Consider the following 20933-nt stretch of genomic DNA (forward strand, 5'->3'; position numbering starts at 1 on the left):
TTCGAACCATCGAAGGCGGAGCCGTCAGATTTACAGTCTGATCCCTTTGGCCACTCGGGAACCCCTCCACGGGGTGTTGCTTTGGCAACAAGCCAACAAGGCTTGTTTAGGCCGGAAAGATGTACCTTACAACAAATAAGGAACAGCTTTCAAGAATAATGGTGGAGGGAGATGGATTCGAACCATCGAAGGCAGAGCCGTCAGATTTACAGTCTGATCCCTTTGGCCACTCGGGAACCCCTCCACAAGTGCGGTGCGGATAATATCAAACAATACGTTGCTGTAAACCCTTTTCCTGCGAAATTCTGTCTGCCTGCTGTAATTTTCATCATATTGTTGCTTGTCAGGACATTACCGACGATTTGTTCGCACCAGATTCCGGACAGATGAACGTATTATTGCGTAACTTTACATTTCTTTACCCCGTTAGCGCTCTGGTTTCGATATTATTCAACCAGTTTTCTTTAGGCGTTTTTTATTATGAAAAAAATCCTCGTAGCAGCATTGGTGACCGCTGCTCTGTCCGGTGGTGGTTTTTTGTATTTTCAGGGCGAGTCTCACGCGGCAGAGAAAAAAGCCGCCCCGGGTGCAGGCCGGTTTATCCCGGTGACAACCGGGGAGGTATCTTCTCATCCGGTTGCCCAGTCACTGTCACTGATCGGTAAATTGGAAGCCCAGCGCTCGGTGAATGTTGCTACTCAGGTTGCGGCCAAGGTCGATAGTATCGTTGTCGGTGTCAATAATAAGGTCGCCAAGGGCGAATTGCTGGTTCAGCTTGATGATGCCAAAGCACGGGCGGCTTACGAAGAGGCGTTGGCATACCTTAATGATGAAAAGCGAAAATTAAACGAGTTCAAAAGCCTGGTGAAGCGCGGTGCGATCACCCAAACTGAGATTGATGCCCAGCAGGCTAGCGTAAACATTGCAGATGCCAGATTGAAAGCGGCGAAAGCCGAACTTGATGATCATGCCATTCATGCCCCTTTCGCCGGTACCGTCGGACTGATTGATATCAGCCCGGGTTACATGTTGACGGTTGGCAGCGAGTTATTTTCTCTTGATGATCTCTCTTCGATGCGTCTCGATATTCAGGTACCCGAGCAGTACCTCTCTTTTATGAGTGAGGGAATGTCAGTCACGGCAACCAGTCAGGCCTGGCCCGGACGTGAGTTTATGGGAGAGATCCAAGCTATCGATTCCCGGGTGCAGGCAGACTCGCTCAATATCAAGGTGCGGGTGAATTTCGACAATAGCGACAACAAGCTTAAGCCGGGCATGCTGATGGCAGCAACCATTGGCTTTACCCCGCATGATGCCGCCATTATTCCCGTACAGGCACTGGAGTACTCCGGTACCAAGCGCTTTGTCTATCTGGTCGATGAGCAAAATATCGCCCGCCGCACCGAGGTAACACTCGGGGCCCGTGTCGAGAACGAGGTTGTGATTGAGTCCGGCATTAGTATTGGTGATCGTATTGTCGTGCAGGGGCTGGTTAACATGCGTGACGGTTCCAGGGTCAATGACTTAACCGCAAAGAAGCCGCTTAAATCGGGAGACAGTGCCTGATGTGGTTATCTGATGTTTCCGTTAAGCGCCCGGTTGTCGCAATCGTTTTAAGTTTGCTGCTATGTGTCTTCGGGATTGTCTCTTTTTCTAAGTTGGCAGTTCGGGAAATGCCGGATGTCGAAAATCCGGTGGTCAGTATCTCGACGCGCTATGAAGGGGCCTCGGCAACAATTATGGAAAGCCGGATCACCACGGTACTGGAGGATCAGTTATCGGGGATCAGCGGGATAGACAGCATTAAATCGACGACCCGCAATGGTATCTCGCGGATCAAGATTGAGTTCGAGATGGGCTGGAACCTGACTGAAGGCGTCAGTGATGTTCGTGATGCGGTTTCACGGGCACAGCGACGTCTGCCGGATGAAGCCGACGATCCGGTGGTGTCGAAAGACAATGGTTCCGACGAGCCGGCGCTGTATATCAACCTGACGTCGAGCATTATGGATCGGACCCAGCTGACTGATTACGCCGAGCGGGTGCTGATGGACCGCTTTAGCTTAATAAATGGTGTCAGTTCGGTGCAGCTAAGCGGCGCCCTGTATCGGGTTATGTATGTGAAGCTGATGCCGGAGCAGATGGCCGGTCGCGGGGTGACAACTAAAGATATCGTCAGTGCCCTTAATAGCGAGAATGTCGAGTTGCCGGGCGGGGAAGTGCGTAATGACACGACAACCATGTCGGTACGGACCGCGCGCCTGTACCGGACGCCTGATGACTTCGCCTATCTGGTTGTTCGTACGGCTGATGATGGCACACCGATTTATCTTAAAGATGTCGCCAGGGTGACAATTGGTGCCCAGAACGAGAATGCGACCTTTAAAAATAACGGTGTTTCTAACCTGAGCTTAGGCATGGTGACCATGACAGATGCCAACCCGCTGAATGTGGCTGCTGATGTTCATGCCGAAGTTGAGCGGATGCAGCGTTTTATTCCCGAAGGGACGTCGCTTTATGTCGATTATGATTCGACGGTGTTTATCGATCGCTCAATCAGCGAAGTTTACAGTACCTTGTTTGTCACCGGGATGCTGGTGGTACTGGTGCTCTATATTTTCATCGGGCAGGCAAGGGCAACCTTGATCCCCGCAATCACTGTACCGGTCTCACTGATATCTGCCTTTATGGTGGCCTACTTCCTGGGGTTCTCTATCAACCTGCTGACACTGATGGCGCTGATCCTGGCTATCGGACTGGTTGTGGATGACGCCATCGTGGTGGTGGAGAACATCTATCACCACATTGAAAAGGGCGAGCCGCCACTGCTTGCGGCGTACAAAGGAACACGTGAAGTTGGCTTTGCCGTCGTGGCTACAACCGTTGTGCTGGTGATGGTCTTCCTGCCTATTTCCTTTATGGACGGCATGGTCGGCCCGCTGTTTACCGAGTTTTCGGTGCTGTTGGCGGTCGCGGTTATCTTCTCGTCCCTGGTGGCTCTGACGCTGAGTCCGGTGTTGGGCAGCAAGCTGCTAAAGGCCAGTGTGAAGCCCGGCAAGTTTAACCTTTGGGTTGATAGTATGTTTGGCAGGCTGGAAGCACGATACCGCAAGGTAGTGAGCTTTTCGGTGCGCTACCGATATGTTGCGCCATTGATTGTGCTGGGTTTCATTGGCCTGAGTGTCGTGCTGATGAAGTCTGTCCCTTCTCAGCTGGCGCCGCAGGAAGATCGCGGGGTGATCTTTGCTTTTGTCAAAGGGGCTGAAGGAACCAGCTATAACCGTATGGTCGGTAATGTCGAAGAGGTTGAACGTCGGTTGCTGCCGATGGTCGGTGAGGGTGTGATTAAGTCGCTGTCGATCCAGACGCCAGCGTTTGGTGGCAACGCCGGGGATCAGACTGGCTTTGTGATCATGGCATTGGAGAACTGGGAAGATCGCACTGTCACTGCGACCGAGGCACTTGGTGTGGTTCGCAAGGCCTTACAGGGGATCCCGGATGTACGCGTATGGCCGTTTATGCCGGGCTTTCGTGGCGGGTCTTCCGAGCCGATCCAATTTGTCCTTAACGGGGCGGATTATGACGAGCTGTTCCAGTGGGCAAGTCAGTTGATGGATATTGCCGAAGCCAGTCCGATGATGGAAGGCGCTGATCTGGACTATGCGGAGACGACACCGGAGCTGGTGGTTACCGTAAACCGCCAGCGTGCGGGTGAACTGGGTATTCCAGTCTCCGAGATTGCCGAGACGCTTGAGATCATGTTGGGTGGTCGTACCGAAACGACGTTTGTTGATCGCGGTGAAGAATATGATGTCTACCTGCGCGGGGATGAGAACAGCTTTAACAATGCAACGGATCTGAGTCAGATTTATGTTCGCGCCCGTTCCGGTCAGCTGATCACCCTGGAGTCTGTCGCTGAGGTTGAGGAAGTGGTGTCTGCCCAGAAGCTGAGCCATAACCAGAAGCAGAAATCCATCACCCTGAAAGCGAGTCTGGTACCTGGGTATACCCTGGGTGAGGCCCTGGAGTTTCTTGATGCCAAGGCATTGGAAATATTGCCGAGCGATATCGTGATTGACTATGCCGGTGAGTCAAAGGATTTCCGTGAAAACCAGAGCAGTATCTTGTTGGTATTTGGTCTGGCCTTGCTGGTGGCATACCTGGTATTGGCTGCCCAGTTCGAGAGCTTCATCAACCCGATGGTGGTGATGCTGACAGTGCCGATGGGGATTTTCGGTGGCTTGGCAGGGCTGTTGATCTTAAACCAGAGTCTGAATATCTTCAGCCAGATCGGGATGATCATGCTGATTGGGATGGTAACCAAGAACGGTATCCTGATTGTTGAGTTTGCCAACCAGCTACGTGACAAGGGTGTTGCATTCGAGCAGGCAATTATCGATGCTTCTGAGCGTCGTTTGCGCCCGATTTTGATGACAGCCTTTACTACCTTGTTTGGCTCTGTTCCTTTGATTCTGTCGACAGGGGCGGGAGCTGAAAGCCGGATTGCTGTCGGAACAGTTGTCTTCTTCGGCATGGCGTTTGCTACCTTTGTGACCCTGTTGGTGATCCCTGCGATGTATCGATTGATGTCGGAGAAAACGGCATCACCGGGTCATGTTGCCGAACAGCTGGAAAAAGCCCTGCAGCAAGATTATGTCGGTCGCTCGAATCATGGTGAGCTGCCGACAGCAAAAGAGAGCTAATAGCCTTCTGCGCTGTTCTTTGACTGAAATGAAACCGCCCATCTGGGCGGTTTTTTTCGCTATTAAACATAATTTCTTTTCCAGCACCCTACGGGGTTGGTAGAATTAGAGGGTATAGCCAACTAACTGACCTTGATCGCGTTGTGAAACGCATAGCAAAGAAGAACACCATGTCTCAGAATCAGCCTCAGAATTCAACTGACAATGCCGACCAGAATCAGGCAAAAGCAGTACGTTTAAACAAATTTATCAGTGATACGGGCTTTTGCTCACGCCGTGAGGCGGACAAGCTTATTGATCAAGGCCGAGTGACCATCAATGGCCAAGAGCCGGAAATGGGCATGAAAGTACAACCGGGCGACGAAGTACTGGTCGATGACCGGCCTCTGCGTGCCAAAGAAAAGCCAATCTATATTGCGCTTAACAAGCCAACAGGCATAACCTGTACTACCGAGCGTCATATAAAAGATAATATTGTCGATTTTATTGGTCACCGTAAGCGTATCTTCCCGATTGGTCGTTTGGACAAGCCATCAGACGGTCTGATTTTTCTGACTAATGACGGTGATATCGTCAACAAAATCTTGCGTGCCGGTAACTCGCACGAGAAAGAATATGTGGTTCGGGTAGACAAGCCGATCACCCAGGAATTTATCGACAAGATGGCCTCGGGTGTCGCAATCCTCGACACCGTCACCTTGCCATGTAAAGTCACCAAGGAAACGACCTACTCGTTCCGTATTGTGCTGACACAGGGACTGAACCGCCAGATCCGCCGTATGTGTGAAGCACTGGGTTATGACGTGTTCAAGCTGCGCCGTGTTCGTATTATGAATATCAGCATCGATGGATTGCCGAATGGGAAATGGCGTTACCTGACAGAGGCAGAAATTGCTGAGATTCATAGCCTGATTTCCGATTCCAGCGGTACAGAGGAAGCCTCGCAGGTTGATGGCAAAGGCAAATCCATCAAAAAAGCGACGGATGCCAAGTTGTTTGACAGTCGTCAGCAAGATGCAGCTGAGCGTAATGGCGGCAAGATTCAGTACAAAACTTACAAGGGCAAAGGCGAGTTTAACCGCAAGCGCCGTTCAGGCGATCAAGAGGATTCACGCTCAGACGAACGCCGAGGCTCTCGCCCTGGGCGTGGCAACAAGCCTAGCCACAATAAGCCAAGTCAAGGAAAATCAGGCCAAGGTAAGTCAGGCGATGGCAGATCTAGCCGTGACAATGATTTCTCTCGTGGCCGCAATTCTGGCTCAAGCGGCATCAAGAAGTGGAAATCGAAAAAAGACGCGTAATTTCTGCTTGTATAGCGAGAGAGCCTTCTCTCGCTATATCCCCCCTTATATCCCCTTCACATTTTAATTGCCGATAATAAGCGTATTTCCCCTCTTGCATTCCCTGCGACTAATTTGCACTATGTACTCATTAACGAAAACACAACTATGATGATCCCGGCAAGGCAAATGTTGCGCGGGTATTTTAGAAACATCGAAAAGAACAGAGGAAGTAATGGCAGGCAATACGATAGGACAACTTTTTCGCGTCACTACCTTTGGTGAAAGCCATGGCCTGGCACTAGGCTGCATCATTGATGGCTGTCCTCCGGGGCTTGCACTGACAGAAGCGGACATGCAGCATGATTTGGACCGTCGACGTCCAGGTACTTCCAAGTACACAACTCAGCGTCGTGAACCCGATGAAGTAAAGATTCTGTCTGGCGTTTTTGAAGGCCAGACAACCGGTACCTCGATTGGTCTGCTGATTGAAAATACCGACCAGCGCTCAAAAGATTACTCCAACATCAAGGATAAGTTCCGCCCGGGACATGCTGATTATACCTACCACCAAAAGTACGGAGTTCGTGACTACCGCGGCGGTGGTCGTTCGTCAGCCCGTGAAACGGCGATGCGTGTAGCTGCTGGCGCTGTGGCCAAAAAGTACCTGAAGCAAGTGCATGGTATTGAGGTGCGTGCTTATCTCTCTCAGATGGGAGATGTCACCATTGATAAGGTTGACTGGGATCAGATTGAGCAAAATGCGTTTTTCTGTCCGGATGCCGACAAGGTTGAAGCCTTTGACGAGTTGATACGTAAACTGAAGAAAGAAGGCGACTCCATTGGTGCCAAGCTGACGGTTGTAGCCAGCAATGTACCGGTTGGTTTGGGAGAGCCTGTTTTTGACCGTCTTGACGCCGACATTGCCCACTCGCTAATGAGTATTAATGCGGTAAAAGGGGTTGAGATTGGTGATGGTTTTGATGTGGTTGAGCAGCGCGGCAGCGAACATCGTGATGCGATGACACCGGAAGGCTTTAAAACCAATCATGCCGGCGGTATTTTGGGTGGCATCTCGTCCGGTCAGGATGTGGTTGCACATATTGCCCTGAAGCCGACATCAAGTATTACGGTACCGGGCGAAACCATTAATCGTCAGGGCGAGAGCACGGAAGTGATCACCAAAGGTCGCCACGACCCGTGCGTCGGGATCCGCGCGGTGCCGATTGCTGAAGCGATGCTGGCGATCACACTGATGGATCATCTGCTGCGCCATCGTGGTCAGAACGCCGATGTGGTGACAGAAACACCGAAGATCTGATCATTATCGATTTGAGATTAAAAAGAGCGAGAGGTGAAAGCCTCTCGCTTTTTGTTTGCCTGCATATCCAACGGAATGTTTGATACCCGTTGTCAGGATTGTGAATCAAGCTCTTTGGCTTCAACCTTGCCGACTTCTTCGAACTTGAATATCGGCAGGCGCCAGCCAAACTGCACGGCAGCAACACGTACCATAAAGCCGACAACCAGAGTCATAATCGTCGTTATTGTTTCCGGTACGGCAAAATACATCATCGTGTAATACATTCCGCCAGCCATGAATGCGACAGATGCATACAGCTCTTTATGCAGCACCATGGGGGTACGACGACAGATTAAATCCCGTAGCAACCCACCGAAGACCCCAGTCACCACTGCGGCTACGATACAGATAAGCGGAGACAGGCCCATATCCATGGCTACCCGACAGCCGATGATACTGAATACAATCAGTCCCAGAGAATCGAGCAGAACAAATATTTTGTGAAAGCGGACAACCTGCGGAGCCACCATGGTTGTAAACAACCCGGCCAGGCAAGTAATCGCAAGGTATTGGGGATTTGCCACCCAGCCGAGCGGGTAGTGGCCCAGTAATATATCGCGTACTGTACCGCCGCCGATTGCAGTCGCGCTGGCAACCAGCATGACCCCGAACCAGTCCATATGACGCTTGCCGGCAGCCAGTGCGCCGGTCATAGCCTCGGCAGTTATTCCGATGATGTATAGTGTTGTTAAAAGCATGAGAAAAATTGATGAAATACTAAGAATGCTAAGAAAGATGCGATTCTATGAGGCAATTTTTGTGACGTCGAATGAAATTTCTTTCTTTATGGATTAATTGAATTCATGCATGCGGTGCGAGCAATAAAAAAGAGAGTGCATATCAATACACTCTCTTGATGGACGTAGCTAAAATCTAGTTTCTAGTTTCAGCCTGTCATTAAAACTTGTAGTTTGCCTGTACGCCAACTAGCCATACGTTGCCAGAGGTTTCACCGTTGAAGCTTAGGCCTGGAATGTCTTCGATTTCTTCTTTCATTTTCGCATCTTTAGCAAAGATGTAAGTGAAGCCGGCATCGAAGCTTAGATTTTTAGACCAGCTATAACCAGCACCAATGCTTAGCCATAAACGATCAGTTTCTGGAATAGTCTGGGTACGGTATTCTTCATCAACAGAAGAGGTATCGTATGCGACACCAGAACGAAGCGCCAGTTTGTTGTTTAGCTGGTAGGTTGTACCTACGGCAAGGCGGTAGTTGTCTTTCCAGTTTTCTACTTTAATCGTATCAGGGCTATCTGGATGGCCTGGAATGACTGCAACTAACTTTTCAAAACTGCTCCAGTCTGTCCAGTTGAAACTCGCATGCATCGCAAACTTGTCAGTTAGCTGGTGGAAGCTGGCAATTTCAGCTGTTGCTGGCAGGGTTAGCTCCATGCTACCAGGGAGTTTGGTACCTTTTTGGATCCCACTTATACCAGTGTATGACAGACCGGAAGCATCCCCTTCAAGGTTGAAATCAACTTCAGAGCGGTAGTTCACACCAATGCGGTGATCCTGGTTGATTTGCCAGGCAGCGCCTAGCTGCCAGCCCCATGCGGTATCATCACCTTCCATGTACTTAAGGTCTTTGCCCTTAAGCTGGGACAATAGCTGTCCAGCCTGCGGGTTTGACTGCAGAAGTGCTTCTGCACCTGCAGGCAAAGAGCTTGGCAGAGAGGCACCAAAATGACCTTCGCCCATCACATAGCGAACACCACCACCAATACTGAACTGATCATTGATCTTGTAAGCAAGGTTCGGGTTGATTTCGACAGATTTAACCATTGCCTCGTTGCCAAACAGTGTTCCGTAGAAGTTACCGTTTAGCTCTGTTTCCATACCATAGTTAGTCGCAATAGCTAAGCCTACAGTCCACTTGTCATTGACTTGATGTGAAAGATAAAAGTTAGGGATGACCGCTGAGTGAGCGACGTCACTAGCCTTAGTATTAGCTTTAAGTGGGCCGTATTCAATATTGCCATCGACATCGATATTCGGATCGACATAGATTGCACCAACAGAGAGCTGCGTTCCTTCTAGATAGGTCATCATTGCCGGGTTGCGGAACTGGGCGCTGGCATTGTCTGCCATTGCTGCTTCACCGGCAAACGCGCGGCCAAGGCCTGTTGCCGAGTATTCTGCCAGCTGGAAGCCTGCTGCCATTGCATTGGCACTCATGCCTAAAGTTGCTGCTGCTGCCAAAGAAAGAGTAATTTTATTTTTGTTCATCAGTCTATATGTTCGCTGAAACGTAATGCTGCGAATCATACGCTTTAGAGTAAAAGCTTTAAGTTATTCTTTGTTCTTGATAATAATTAAGTTGTTTATGCTGGTTAGTTTTATAATCCTGGTGTTATATCTGGTAAAAAATACTCATATCATTCTGGTCGGATGAGATTTCAGCGTACACATGTATATGAAATAGAGGGTTTCAGCGACGTAGTGTTCACTGAAAATAGCGAAGAAAAGTAGCGTTGAGTAGTAAAAGTTATAAATGACAAGTAGTTAGGGTTAAAATTAGAAAAGGGAGCCAAAGGCTCCCTTTTATAAACTCAAACGAAAAGGTTCGCTGAATTAGAATGAACGACTGTACTGGATACCGTATAGCCATGCATTAGCACGGGTAGTACCCGCAATGGTTGTTAGGCCATTGCTGTTTTCAACAACACTAACATCTTCACCAAGAAGATAAGTAACACCAACATCAATATTGGACTTGGCATCTAGGTGATAAGTGAAGCCACCAGAGAACCATTGACGGTCTGAATCAGGTACAGAGATTGATGTTTTCTGATCCTGTGCGCTGGTGTCATACATGTAACCGGTACGTAGCGTCCAGTCGTTGTTTAGGTAGTAAGTACCACCCAAAGCGTAGTGCCAACCATCCTGCCATTCGTAGGTGTTTAGCTCTTTATTGCCAGTTGTTTCTAGCTTGTCAAAAGCACTCCAGCCAATCCATTGCACACTATAGTGTACAGCGAATTTGTCATTTAGCTTATGGAAGCCAGAGAATTCCGCCATATCAGGCAGAGGCATCTTCAGTTTTTCGTTACTGATATCGCCGCCACCTGGCTGGTAGTACATATCGCCATCAGCTTCTAGCTCTGGGCTATAGCGGTAGGAAAAACCAAAGCGATTATTATCATTCAGTTCATAAACCGTACCCACGTTCCAGCCTAGAGCGACGCCGTCAGCATCAATATCAACCAGTGGTCCTGCGACTGTTGTCTGTTGTTCAACTAAACCTTCTAGCGTCTTGTTTGTACGCTGAAGTTTACCTGAACCATAAATAACATCCAGACCACCACCGACACTCCACTGCTGGTTGATGCGGTAAGAGGCACTCAGGGCAAAGTTGATACTCTTCACATCGGTCATGCCGCCATATTCGTTGGCTTCGTAATCACTACCAAATTCAGTTTTGGTACCGAAGTTAGAATAAATACCGGCACCTACCGCCCACTTGTCGTTGATTGGGTGGATATAGTAGATGTTAGGTACATATGAAATGTCTCCAATCTGCTCATCATCAATAGAGCTAGTTTGTTGAAGAACATTTGTATATTGTGCATTTTTAACTTTGATATCAGTATCAATAGCATTGATACCCAGCGAGATCGCCGGCGCATCAAATAACGACATTGCTGCTGCGTTACGAGCCATTGCTGATGCGTTATCAGCGATAACGGCATCACCGGCGAAAGCACGGCCAAGGCCGGTTGCAGATTGTGCGTTTAGCTGAAAACCGGCAGCCAGTGCTTGCTGCGATGCCATGGTGATTGCTACTGCAACCACAGATTTTGTAAACAGACGCTTCTTATTCATATTTATTGTTATTCCTAATCATATACTGCATTTATCTGCTATTTTTGCAGATTGCGCACGATTGTAGGTGGGTAGCCTGACGTATCAAATCAGACCAGTTAGTAACTTATTGGTTGTTATTGCAAAGTTAATAACTAGGGAAGGATTCTAGCGAATATTCATCGAGGAAAGGGATGGTAAAATCGAAAATATGCAACCAAGGTAACAAATTAAATTGCTTTATTTTTCAGGGGAATAGGTGCGGTCATTTCCATTATTCCAGGGAATGACCGCTATTGTGAGGCAAGTGGGTTAAATTTCCCAGTTAAGATCTGAGCCCAGGCTTTCGGCTATAGGGGCGACGTTTTGTCCTTTCTCGCCAACCACTATCAAGCTCGCATTTTGAACAGGCATCACCACCCCGTTCAAATTATTGTCACTGAACGATGACATTTTGGGTTGCTGCTCAGGCACGACGAATACAGTCACTTTGCCGTTTTCGGTTGCCATGACCATATGAAGCGCATTTTTATCGCCAAAACCACAATGGTTTACATAGTAAACATGACCGGGCAAGCTGGTCAGTTCTGAGCCAAAAGGCGTTAGTTTGGCATTGACCTGCTGTAGCGTGACCGATTCGTCTATACCTTCAATAAATGGGGCTTCGGTGTAGACATGCTCCATCGCGACCTGTGCAATTTCACTGGTGGCACCGGCCGGTACAATTTGAGAGTTGAACTGACCGACAAACAAACCGAAGACAAAAGCGATAGAGGCGGCTATAGCAAGATGGAATCGCGTTTTTCCTCGATTCTGCTCAGGCTGTCCGGATTGGTGAAACAAGATACGATCAGCAAGATCATCGGGCACATCGACTTTTAAAATACTTTCAAGCTTGGCATCGAGCTGCAATAGTTCATCCGATAGCTTTCGGTTGGCTATCGATGCATTCTTTGCTGCGATCATTTCCTGACTGGTATCGTTAGGATCTGCCAGGATACGACGACGGAATTCAAGATCGTCCATTTTGTTGGCCCCTCCGCTCGGATTGCTTTTCAATTTGCTCTTTTAATTGATTTCTGGCGCGGAACAAGCGTGTCATTACAGTATTGCGGTTTAGGTCGAGGATTTCGGCAATTTCATCGCCGCTAAACCCAGCCATAACCTGCAACACTAATGGTTCCCGGTATTCTGGTGCCAGCTTCATAATCTGCTTGTGCAAGATCTGCTGCTCGACATCCATCTCGGAGCCCTGATGCTTGGTATCTGCGATGGCATAGTCATCAATATCGACCAAATCCAGCTGTTTTCGCTCAAAACGACGCGCGTTTTCCCTGCGAAGGATTGTGATCAGCCAGGACTTGGCGGCTTTGTCATCATGTAGGCTGTCGAGAGAGCGCCACGCACGTAGACAGGTTTCCTGCACAAGATCCTCGGCGATATGAGGATCGTGGCATAACCAGTAGGCGTAGCGATATAAGTCCCGATGCCAGGCCCGGACAAGGGCTTCGTACCGTCTTTGCTTATTCATGTCTACAGAGACCGAGGCATCCGTCTTTTTCTTACGAAAAAATTGCTTAATCATAAATTTGCCCATCAAAAAGAAACCGCTGGGCCGTTATTCAGCTCGTTTTATTCAGCGATTGCATGATTCATCGGATTATCAGCACTAAAATTGATCTGGTTCAAATTGTGTCCCCGTGAGGAAGCTATAGTAGTTCACGTCATCTGATGGTAAGCATTGAATTCGGTTCTGTGGAACAGGTCTGTTTTTGTATGGTTACTATCTGTTGAGCAAGATGACAACTTCCTTTTGAAGGCTGACTTTACTTTCTCCTATCAGGCTCTGCCTGATTTGCAATTGGCTTTATGTTAATTGACTTATACCTTGCATGGATTTTATCCGTGTAAATTATAACCATACCATATCGGTATGGTTTTTTTTTGCCTTTTTCTCATAGTAAGCAACAAGTTGCTATTATTCTACTATGATAGAAAGCACATAATCCCGCCGTAATTTCCAACTCGTGTCCCGCTTCTTGTAAATACTTAAAACATTTGTTTGAAATAAGTAACAAGTTGATTACAATTGATGTGGTCAGACCTCTACCGTGCACATTGAGTGCCCTGCAAATCATAATAAGGAGTAGCGATGACACGTCTCCAGAATCTCACCACCCATCAAGGTGAGCGCATCGCCGTTGTAAGTGGATTACGAACCCCGTTTGCCCGTCAGGCCACGGCCTTTAATGGCGTTCCTGCTTTGGACATGGGGAAAATGGTGGTCAATGAAATGCTGCAGCAGATTGACTTTGATCCCCAACTGATTGATCAGGTGGTATTTGGACAGGTTGTCCAGATGCCGGAAGCACCGAATATTGCCCGTGAAATTGTTCTTGGTACCGGCATGAATATCGGCACTGATGCCTACAGTGTTACCCGGGCCTGTGCAACAAGTTTCCAGGCGGCGGCGAACGTGGCTGAGAGTATTATCTCGGGTACCGTTGATATCGGTATTGCCGGTGGAGCCGACTCTTCTTCGGTATTGCCGATTGGCGTTTCGAAAAAAATGGCGGCGACCTTGCTGGCACTGAGCAAGGCCAAAACCATGAGCAAGCGTTTAAAACTGCTTAGCAAACTCAGCATGAAAGATCTGATGCCGGTACCGCCGGCGGTGGCCGAATATTCAACTGGCTTGAGCATGGGCCAAACCGCAGAGCAGATGGCGAAAACACATGGCATTACCCGTGAGGAGCAGGATGCACTGGCTCACCGCTCTCATACGCTTGCTGCACAAGCATGGAAAGACGGCCTGATCCAGGGTGAGGTGATCACTGCCTTCCCGGAACCTTATCGTCAGTGGATAGATAAAGACAATAATATTCGTGAAGATTCGTCGCTTGAGTCTTATGCCAAGCTGCGTCCGGCGTTTGACCGCAAGTTTGGCTCAGTTACCGCAGCCAATGCGACACCACTGACAGACGGTGCGGCGGCGATCCTGCTGATGCGCGAAGGCAGGGCCAAAGAGCTTGGCCTCAAACCATTGGGTTATATCCGCTCCTATGCCTTCTCGGCGATCGGCGTAGAGAAAGACATGTTGATGGGGCCGTCTTATGCGACACCTATGGCTCTCGATCGTGCCGGTATCAGTCTGTCTGATCTTACTCTTATTGATATGCACGAAGCTTTCGCCGCACAGACGCTGGCCAACGTGAAGATGTTTGGTTCGAAGAAGTTTGCTGAAGAGAAGCTCGGTCGCAGCCAGGCAATTGGTGAGATTGATATGGACAAGTTCAATGTGCTTGGAGGCTCCATTGCTTATGGTCACCCGTTTGCCGCTACAGGGGCACGAATGATCACCCAGACACTGCGTGAACTGCAGCGTCGAGGAGGTGGTTTGGCATTGAATACCGCTTGCGCAGCGGGTGGCTTAGGCGCTGCAATGATCCTGGAGGCAGAATAATGACCCAACAAGAATCCGCATTTTCTTTATCTTACGGTGATAACGGCGTCGCTTGGCTGAAAATCGATGTGCCGGAAGAAAAAATGAATACGCTGCAGTCAGCGTTTGTCGAGCAGGTGTCCGATGTACTGGCTGAATTGAAGGCCAAGCAAAATATCAAAGGGCTGGTTGTCCATTCGGGTAAGCCGGACAACTTTATTGCCGGTGCTGATATTCGTATGCTGGCGGCCTGCACCACCGCCGAAGAAGCCCAACAATTAGCCGCTAAAGGCCAGGAGCTGTTTGCCGAGCTTGAAGCGTTGCCATTTCATGTGGTGGCAGCCATTCATGGCCCGTGTCTGGGTGGTGGTATGGAGTTGGCGCTGGCCTGTCATAGCCGAGTCTGCTCCGATGATGACAAGACCCGTTTGGGTCTGCCTGAAGTCCAGCTGGGTTTGCTGCCGGGTTCGGGCGGTACCCAGCGTTTGCCACGCCTTATCGGTGTCGCCAATGCCCTGGATATGATCCTGACCGGCAAGCAGTTGCGGGCCAAGAAGGCGAAAAAGCTAGGCGTTGTTGATGAGGCTGTTCCGCACAGTATTTTGCTTGATATTGCTGAAAAGCAGGCACTGAAAGCCAAACCTAAGCGTAAACATTCGTTCCAGGATTGGGCGATGGGCGGTAATGCCCTGGGGCGCTCGCTGGTGTTCGATCAGGCAGCCAAGAAAACCCATGAAAAAACCCGCGGCAACTATCCGGCGGCTGATGCCATATTGGAAGTCATCAAGTTCGGCTTGCAGTTTGGTATGGAAAAAGGCCTGAAGCAGGAGGCCAAGCGCTTTGGCGAGTTGGTCATGAGCCCGGAATCGGCCGCGCTGCGCAGCATCTTCTTTGCCACGACGGCAATGAAAAAAGAAACCGGATCGGATGCCAAACCGGGCGACATCAAACGAGTTGGCGTGTTGGGAGGCGGCCTGATGGGCGGTGGTATCAGCCATGTTACCGCATCCAAGGCCAAGTACCCTGTGCGGATCAAAGATATTGCCAATGACGGTATTTTAAACGCCATGGCTTATAACTATAAGCTGCTGGATAAAAAGCGTAAGCGCCGGATCATCAGCAAAGCTGAACTGCAAAAGCAGATGATGAGCATTACCGGTGGCACTGACTATACCGGTTTTGACTGTGTGGACGTGGTGGTAGAAGCGGTATTTGAAGATCTGAAACTCAAGCATCAGATGGTGAAGGAGATTGAGGATAATGCCAAGGCCGAGACTATTTTTGCCACTAACACTTCCTCGTTGCCGATCCACCAGATTGCCGAGGCTGCCGAGCGTCCGGAAAACGTCGTCGGTCTTCACTATTTCAGCCCGGTAGAAAAAATGCCGCTGGTAGAGGTGATCCCTCATGCCGGCACCTCTCCGGAAACAGTGGCCACAGTTGTTGCGCTGGCGAAGAAGCAGGGCAAAACTCCGATCGTTGTCGGCGACAAAGCCGGTTTTTATGTCAACCGTATTCTTGCTCCTTACATGAACGAGGCGGCATCGGTCTTGCTAAGCGGAGAGCCTATCGAGCATCTGGATGCAGCACTGCTGGATTTTGGTTTCCCGGTCGGGCCAATTACCTTGCTTGATGAGGTGGGTGTCGATATCGGTGCCAAAATCATGCCTATTATGGTCGAGGAACTGGGCGAGCGCTTCCGCGGGCCGGATGTGTTTGATGTGCTGCTTAACGACGACCGTAAAGGGCGCAAGAGCGGTAAAGGCTTCTATCTGTATAACAGCAAGAAAAAGTCTGTCGATAAGACCGTCTACAAACTGCTGAACATCAAACCGGAGAAGAAAGCGGAAGGGGCGGCTCTGGCCATGCGCTGTAGTCTGATGATGCTGAACGAAGCGGCCCGCTGTCTGGATGAGGGGGTTATTCAGTCGGCACGGGACGGTGATATCGGTGCTATCTTCGGTATCGGCTTCCCGCCATTCCTCGGTGGTCCGTTCCGCTATATGGATCAGTTGGGGATCAAGCGAGTGGTCGAATTGCTCAACGAACATGCTGATAAGTACGGCGAGCGCTTCAAGCCATGTGACAAGCTGATCGCGATGGCAAACGAAGGCCAGAGCTTCTATCAAGCCTGATAAGTGTAACCATTAAAAATGGCCTGCAAATGCAGGCCATTTTTTTATGTCTAAATACTGCTATCTGAGATGTTAGCGCGCTTTTTTCTGAAACTCATCGATTGATTCGATGGGCAGGCCGATGCTGAGCGGCTCAAGGTTGCTATGGGCATCGCCCTGGCAGTGCATGACCAGCCGGTTTGATGTGCGTGGCTTGATGATCTCGACAATGAAGCGAATCATATCGGCGCGGCTGAGTTCCTGCAGTTCCTGCACCACTTTCTGGCGCTGGTTAAATTCCGCATCCTTGTTGCCGATGCTGACCCAGAATCGCTGTGCCCGGGCACGCAGGTTCGTATCCGGCTCAGAGATTTGCGCGATCAGACCTTGTTTGCTGGCCTGCCATTGTGCTTCGGTCAGCTCCAGCAAAACCAGGGCAAAGGCATTAGTGAACTCGTCAATGGCCTCGGACAGCTGGGCTGGCGCGGCTACCGGCGATTGGATATATAAAATCAGCCCCGGATGCCGGTTCAGGGGGAGGTTTGCGGTGCCGACCATGTAACCCAATTGCTGGCGGGTACGCAGTTCATGGAAGAAGGTGGTCGACATCAGATGGTTTGCCAGGGTGTAGACGGCAATCTTCCTGGGGGTCGTCTTTCTCGACTGGTAGTACATCAGGATCGCAGAATCGGCATGATTGCAGTTGACTTCGTGACGCAGGGTGCCAACTTTGCCCAGACGAACCAGTGGTCTTTGTGATTCGCCATAGAGCTGGTCGGTAACCCGGAAGGCGTCCTTGAGAAGCTCTGCCAGTGCCAGTGCATCTTCCTTCAGCCAGTTGCCATAGATGAAGGTGTCGATGTGCAGTTCGGCAAACATCGCCTCGACAAACTCCGGAAGCTCGTCGACCTCAATGGTTTCCAGCTCTTCGATGAGCACCGGGTAAGGCGGGTTGTTAGGCTGCAATATCCCGGTCAGCTCGTTGAAAAGCTGAGATATCGGTTTGTCCTCGGCGGCATTGCGCCAGTTACGGAGCATTTGTGCCTTGATGTTCTGGAACCTCTCCGGGTTGAAGGTTCTTCCCTCGAAGCGCTCCAGCAATAGTTTCATCAAGAGTGGCTGTTTTTCGCTAAAACCCGATAGCTGCAGGGTAACACCACCCTGGTGGGCATAGAGGTTATAAGACATACCGGCGATTTCTGCCGGGTAGGCAGATTCGTTGATGGCTTCCAGCAACATCTCGACGCAAAGGCGAGTTTTGACAATGTTGCGCGGGGTATCGACGGCGTGCGGGCTATCGATGGCCACATACACCACACCTTTGGGTACCCGGAATTCATGCTCCTGCTTGTACCACAGGCGGAACCCCGGAAGATCCTGGATTAACTGGGGAGGAAGCTCGGCCCCGGCGACCAGCGGATGCGGATCGAGTTTCTCACAGATATAGGGGTTGACCTCGGGCAGGCTTAGATCGGGCGAGCTGTCTACCTGTCGCCAGCGTGCCAGTTGCCCGTCGGTAAAGGCCGAGATGGAGTAGGGAGTATGGTACCACTGAGCGATACGGTCGTACTCCTGTTCCTGGGCTACCAGTACCAGGCGCATATTGTCCGGGCTGAGGTAGGCAAGCAGCTCTTGCAACAGCGGCTCGTTATACTCAGTCATCATATAGTCACCGTAGATCACGTCTTCCGGTGCATAGTGGAACAGGTTCATGACCAGATAACTGACGGTATCTAGCGGGCGGCTTTTTTCCTGATATCGGAAAGCCTGCTCCAGTACGGCCTGCTTCTCTTTATAGCGCCACTCATTCAGTCCCTGTTGGCTAATGAGGTGGATATATTGAAAAACAGCCGTCACGATATCATCGATATTATCCAGTCCCTTCGGGGTCAGGTTTAGACTGATGGTGAATTCGCGAAAATTGCTGCCGTTGACTCCGCCACCGGCGGCGAGCGTATTGATCAGCCCTCGGCTTTTCAGTATCGACATCAGACTGCCGCAGCCTTCATTGCCCAGCAGGTGGGCAATATATGAAAGGGGCTTTTGGCGATAATATTGCTCGACAGAAGGCATAGCAAAAGACAGGGTGAGCTTTCGAACTTCTTTAATTGGCTCTATCTTAATGAATTTTGCGGTTTCGTTGGCGGTGACCAGCGGTTCGGTGATCGCCGGCTTGGCAATATCCGTATTAGGGATGTGGGCAAAGTAGGTATTGGTATAGCTTTCCAGTTCGTCCAGCGACTGCGGGCCGAGCAGTACCAGGCTCATCAGATCGGCTGAGTAATGGCTTTGGTAAAAGGCAATTAGCTCATCGCGGACCGGTTTGCCGTCCCTGTCATCTAATGTTGTGAGATCGCCGACGGAAAATTTGGAAAAAGGGTGCGCCGGGTTAATGGTTTCCTTATGGACCTGGTAAAGGCGGCGTACATCGTCTTTGACTTTGAGTTTGTACTCAGAATCGACGGCCTGGCGCTCTTTATCAACGGCTTCTTCATTAAACAGGGGAGCGGTGAAAAACTGGCCGAAGCGATCAAGTCCCTCGCTAAAGGCATGGGGGCTAACTTCGAAGAAAAAGGTCGTATTTTCTGTACCGGTCCATGCGTTGTTGCTGCCGCCGCTCTGGTTGATGAATGTCTGGAACTCGCCGACTTTGGGGTACTTCTCCGTGCCGAGAAACAGCATGTGCTCCAGGAAATGTGCCATGCCCTGTCGATCAACGGGATCATCGAAGTGACCGACCTTGACCGATAATGCCGCAGCTGAACGTGGGGCGTCTGCGTCATGTACCAATAGAACCTTAAGCTTATTATCTAAAGTCAGGTAGCGGTACTGCTTAGGATCATTAGGACTGATATGCACGTGAAGAGCCTATTTTCTTAGTAAATTAAGCTAATTATGACGCTCAATATAGAGGGTGGCAAATTAACTTCGCCGTGATTCTTATTCGCATCAGCCCTTACCGGGGCTGGGATGAGGCTAATTAAGCATTGTGTCGAGAATTGCTGATTTTTTTGCTCAGGCGTTTCACCGGTCACGGAACGGTAACAGAATATGCGGAATGGCTATTCAGTATCGGCAGGACTTGTTAGCATAACGGCTGATTGAACGTACTCTCTGGTCGTATTAACTCACCACAGGCAGCGGACGTGTGCAGGTTTGGCAAGATAATCTGGCGTCTACGGTCCGGTTAGTTAATAGGGCGGGTTTATTGGATAGGCTATATGCGAATTTATATCATGCGTCATGGCGAGGCGCAGAACTTCGCTCCCACTGATGCGGAGCGACCTCTGACAGCGCGTGGTGAGTCACACTCCGAACAGATGGCGCTCCAGCTGACAAGTCAGCTAAGTGATGGGCTGGATATGGTTTGGGTGAGCCCTTACCTCCGTGCCCAGCAGACATGGCAGGCGATGGCTGGGCATTTGCCAGAGCCCAAACGCCTGATGACTGTCGAAGAAATCACCCCTTACGGGCAGGCAGAGGAAGTGGCGGCCTATCTGAAGGCGGTGATTGCCGTCGAGCGTCCGGAAACTGTTCTGATTGTCTCTCACCTTCCTCTAGTTGGCTACCTGACTGCTGAGTTGGCACCGGGCCTGCAGCCGCCTATGTTCCGTACATCCGCGATTGCGGCTCTTGACTACCAGCCTGATGATGAAGAAGTCGAGTTTTTGTGGCAGGCCAATCCTGAAGGATGAACAACATTTAACCTTAAGCTTTGGGAATGGCTGCCGATACAAGTATCGAGAGCTGATTTAGGGCTCAGTTTTTATCAATTGAGGTTTCATCCCTAGCTGGATTGAGTATCATTCATCGAACGAGAATTAACAAAGTTACTGTTATGAAAGGTAAAATTTTTGCAATCCTCAGTGCCGTACTGTTAGCTGGCTGTATCCAGGGGCCTCGGGCTCCGAGCATTAATGCCAACGGTGCAATCAAGTGGGCCAATGGTGTCAGTGAAGAAATGCACATTTCCGCATCCGGCAGTACCCTGACGTTTGCCGCGCCGCAGAGCATTTTTAGTGCTGGTGGGATCACTATCTTTTCGCGTATTGACAGCGCCCGTAATGGTAACTGTGAACACTATTACAGCGAAGGTGCGGTAAAAACCCGTATGCAGATTTGCGACAGTGGTGAAGTGACGCTGATTGTTGAAGGTCAGGTGATCAATGTGGGAGCCCTGGCGAAATATGTATACTAGCCAAGTGGTTAGAATCTAGTATCGAGTGACGA

The 20933-nt window shown here is 50.0% G+C and carries 14 protein-coding genes and 1 tRNA gene; 8 read left to right on the forward strand and 7 right to left on the reverse strand.

What is annotated here, in order from left to right; genetic code table 11:
• Positions 1–159: 159 nt before the first annotated feature.
• A tRNA-Tyr gene (locus BIT28_RS01230) sits at positions 160–244 on the reverse strand.
• Positions 245–480: 236 nt separating this feature from the next.
• On the opposite strand from BIT28_RS01230, the gene BIT28_RS01235 reads away from it, so the two are divergent.
• The 4 genes from BIT28_RS01235 (at position 481) to aroC (ending at position 7304) form a co-directional block, all read left to right on the forward strand.
• The gene (locus BIT28_RS01235) at positions 481–1566 is read left to right on the forward strand and encodes an efflux RND transporter periplasmic adaptor subunit (RefSeq protein WP_075761822.1); all 1086 of its coding nucleotides are present in this window, start codon (positions 481–483) and stop codon (positions 1564–1566) included.
• Positions 1566–4703, forward strand: a complete 3138-nt coding sequence (locus BIT28_RS01240; protein ID WP_075761823.1) for a multidrug efflux RND transporter permease subunit — start codon at positions 1566–1568, stop codon at positions 4701–4703. The genes BIT28_RS01235 and BIT28_RS01240 overlap by 1 nt, the downstream gene beginning before the upstream one ends.
• A gap of 170 nt (positions 4704–4873) precedes the next feature.
• Complete coding sequence (gene rluF / locus BIT28_RS01245) at positions 4874–6004, forward strand: 23S rRNA pseudouridine(2604) synthase RluF (protein ID WP_075761824.1); 1131 nt, start codon at positions 4874–4876, stop codon at positions 6002–6004.
• Between the two features lie 214 nt (positions 6005–6218).
• Positions 6219–7304, forward strand: a complete 1086-nt coding sequence (gene aroC / locus BIT28_RS01250; RefSeq protein WP_075761825.1) for a chorismate synthase — start codon at positions 6219–6221, stop codon at positions 7302–7304.
• Between the two features lie 92 nt (positions 7305–7396).
• Here the strand turns inward: aroC and BIT28_RS01255 are convergent, their stop codons facing one another.
• From BIT28_RS01255 to BIT28_RS01275, 5 genes are all read right to left on the reverse strand, one after another.
• A complete protein-coding gene (locus BIT28_RS01255) occupies positions 7397–8044 on the reverse strand; it encodes a trimeric intracellular cation channel family protein (protein WP_075761826.1) in 648 nt (215 codons plus the stop codon).
• Between the two features lie 199 nt (positions 8045–8243).
• Positions 8244–9572 (reverse strand): outer membrane protein transport protein, encoded by a 1329-nt coding sequence (locus tag BIT28_RS01260; protein WP_075761853.1) that lies wholly within the window; start codon positions 9570–9572, stop codon positions 8244–8246.
• Positions 9573–9917: 345 nt separating this feature from the next.
• On the reverse strand, positions 9918–11168 hold the full coding sequence (locus BIT28_RS01265) for an outer membrane protein transport protein (protein WP_075761827.1): 1251 nt from the start codon (positions 11166–11168) through the stop codon (positions 9918–9920).
• A 291-nt stretch (positions 11169–11459) separates the two neighbouring features.
• Positions 11460–12173 carry a DUF3379 domain-containing protein gene (locus tag BIT28_RS01270; RefSeq protein ID WP_075761828.1) on the reverse strand — a complete coding sequence of 238 codons (714 nt, stop codon included), beginning with the start codon at positions 12171–12173 and terminating at the stop codon, positions 11460–11462.
• The gene (locus BIT28_RS01275) at positions 12160–12732 is read right to left on the reverse strand and encodes a sigma-70 family RNA polymerase sigma factor (protein WP_075761854.1); all 573 of its coding nucleotides are present in this window, start codon (positions 12730–12732) and stop codon (positions 12160–12162) included. The genes BIT28_RS01270 and BIT28_RS01275 overlap by 14 nt, the downstream gene beginning before the upstream one ends.
• 567 nt (positions 12733–13299) lie before the next feature.
• On the opposite strand from BIT28_RS01275, the gene fadI reads away from it, so the two are divergent.
• The gene (gene fadI, locus BIT28_RS01280) at positions 13300–14610 is read left to right on the forward strand and encodes an acetyl-CoA C-acyltransferase FadI (protein WP_075761829.1); all 1311 of its coding nucleotides are present in this window, start codon (positions 13300–13302) and stop codon (positions 14608–14610) included.
• On the forward strand, positions 14610–16724 hold the full coding sequence (gene fadJ / locus BIT28_RS01285) for a fatty acid oxidation complex subunit alpha FadJ (RefSeq protein ID WP_075761830.1): 2115 nt from the start codon (positions 14610–14612) through the stop codon (positions 16722–16724). The genes fadI and fadJ overlap by 1 nt, the downstream gene beginning before the upstream one ends.
• A gap of 72 nt (positions 16725–16796) precedes the next feature.
• Here the strand turns inward: fadJ and BIT28_RS01290 are convergent, their stop codons facing one another.
• The gene (locus tag BIT28_RS01290) at positions 16797–19562 is read right to left on the reverse strand and encodes an insulinase family protein (RefSeq protein WP_075761831.1); all 2766 of its coding nucleotides are present in this window, start codon (positions 19560–19562) and stop codon (positions 16797–16799) included.
• Positions 19563–19924: 362 nt separating this feature from the next.
• Between BIT28_RS01290 and sixA the strand changes: the two genes are divergently transcribed.
• On the forward strand, positions 19925–20398 hold the full coding sequence (gene sixA / locus BIT28_RS01295) for a phosphohistidine phosphatase SixA (RefSeq protein WP_075761832.1): 474 nt from the start codon (positions 19925–19927) through the stop codon (positions 20396–20398).
• Between the two features lie 143 nt (positions 20399–20541).
• Complete coding sequence (locus tag BIT28_RS01300) at positions 20542–20901, forward strand: hypothetical protein (protein WP_083651690.1); 360 nt, start codon at positions 20542–20544, stop codon at positions 20899–20901.
• Positions 20902–20933: the final 32 nt, after the last annotated feature.

It is taken from the genome of Photobacterium proteolyticum (genome assembly GCF_001939735.1).
Taxonomy (GTDB): domain Bacteria; phylum Pseudomonadota; class Gammaproteobacteria; order Enterobacterales; family Vibrionaceae; genus Photobacterium; species Photobacterium proteolyticum.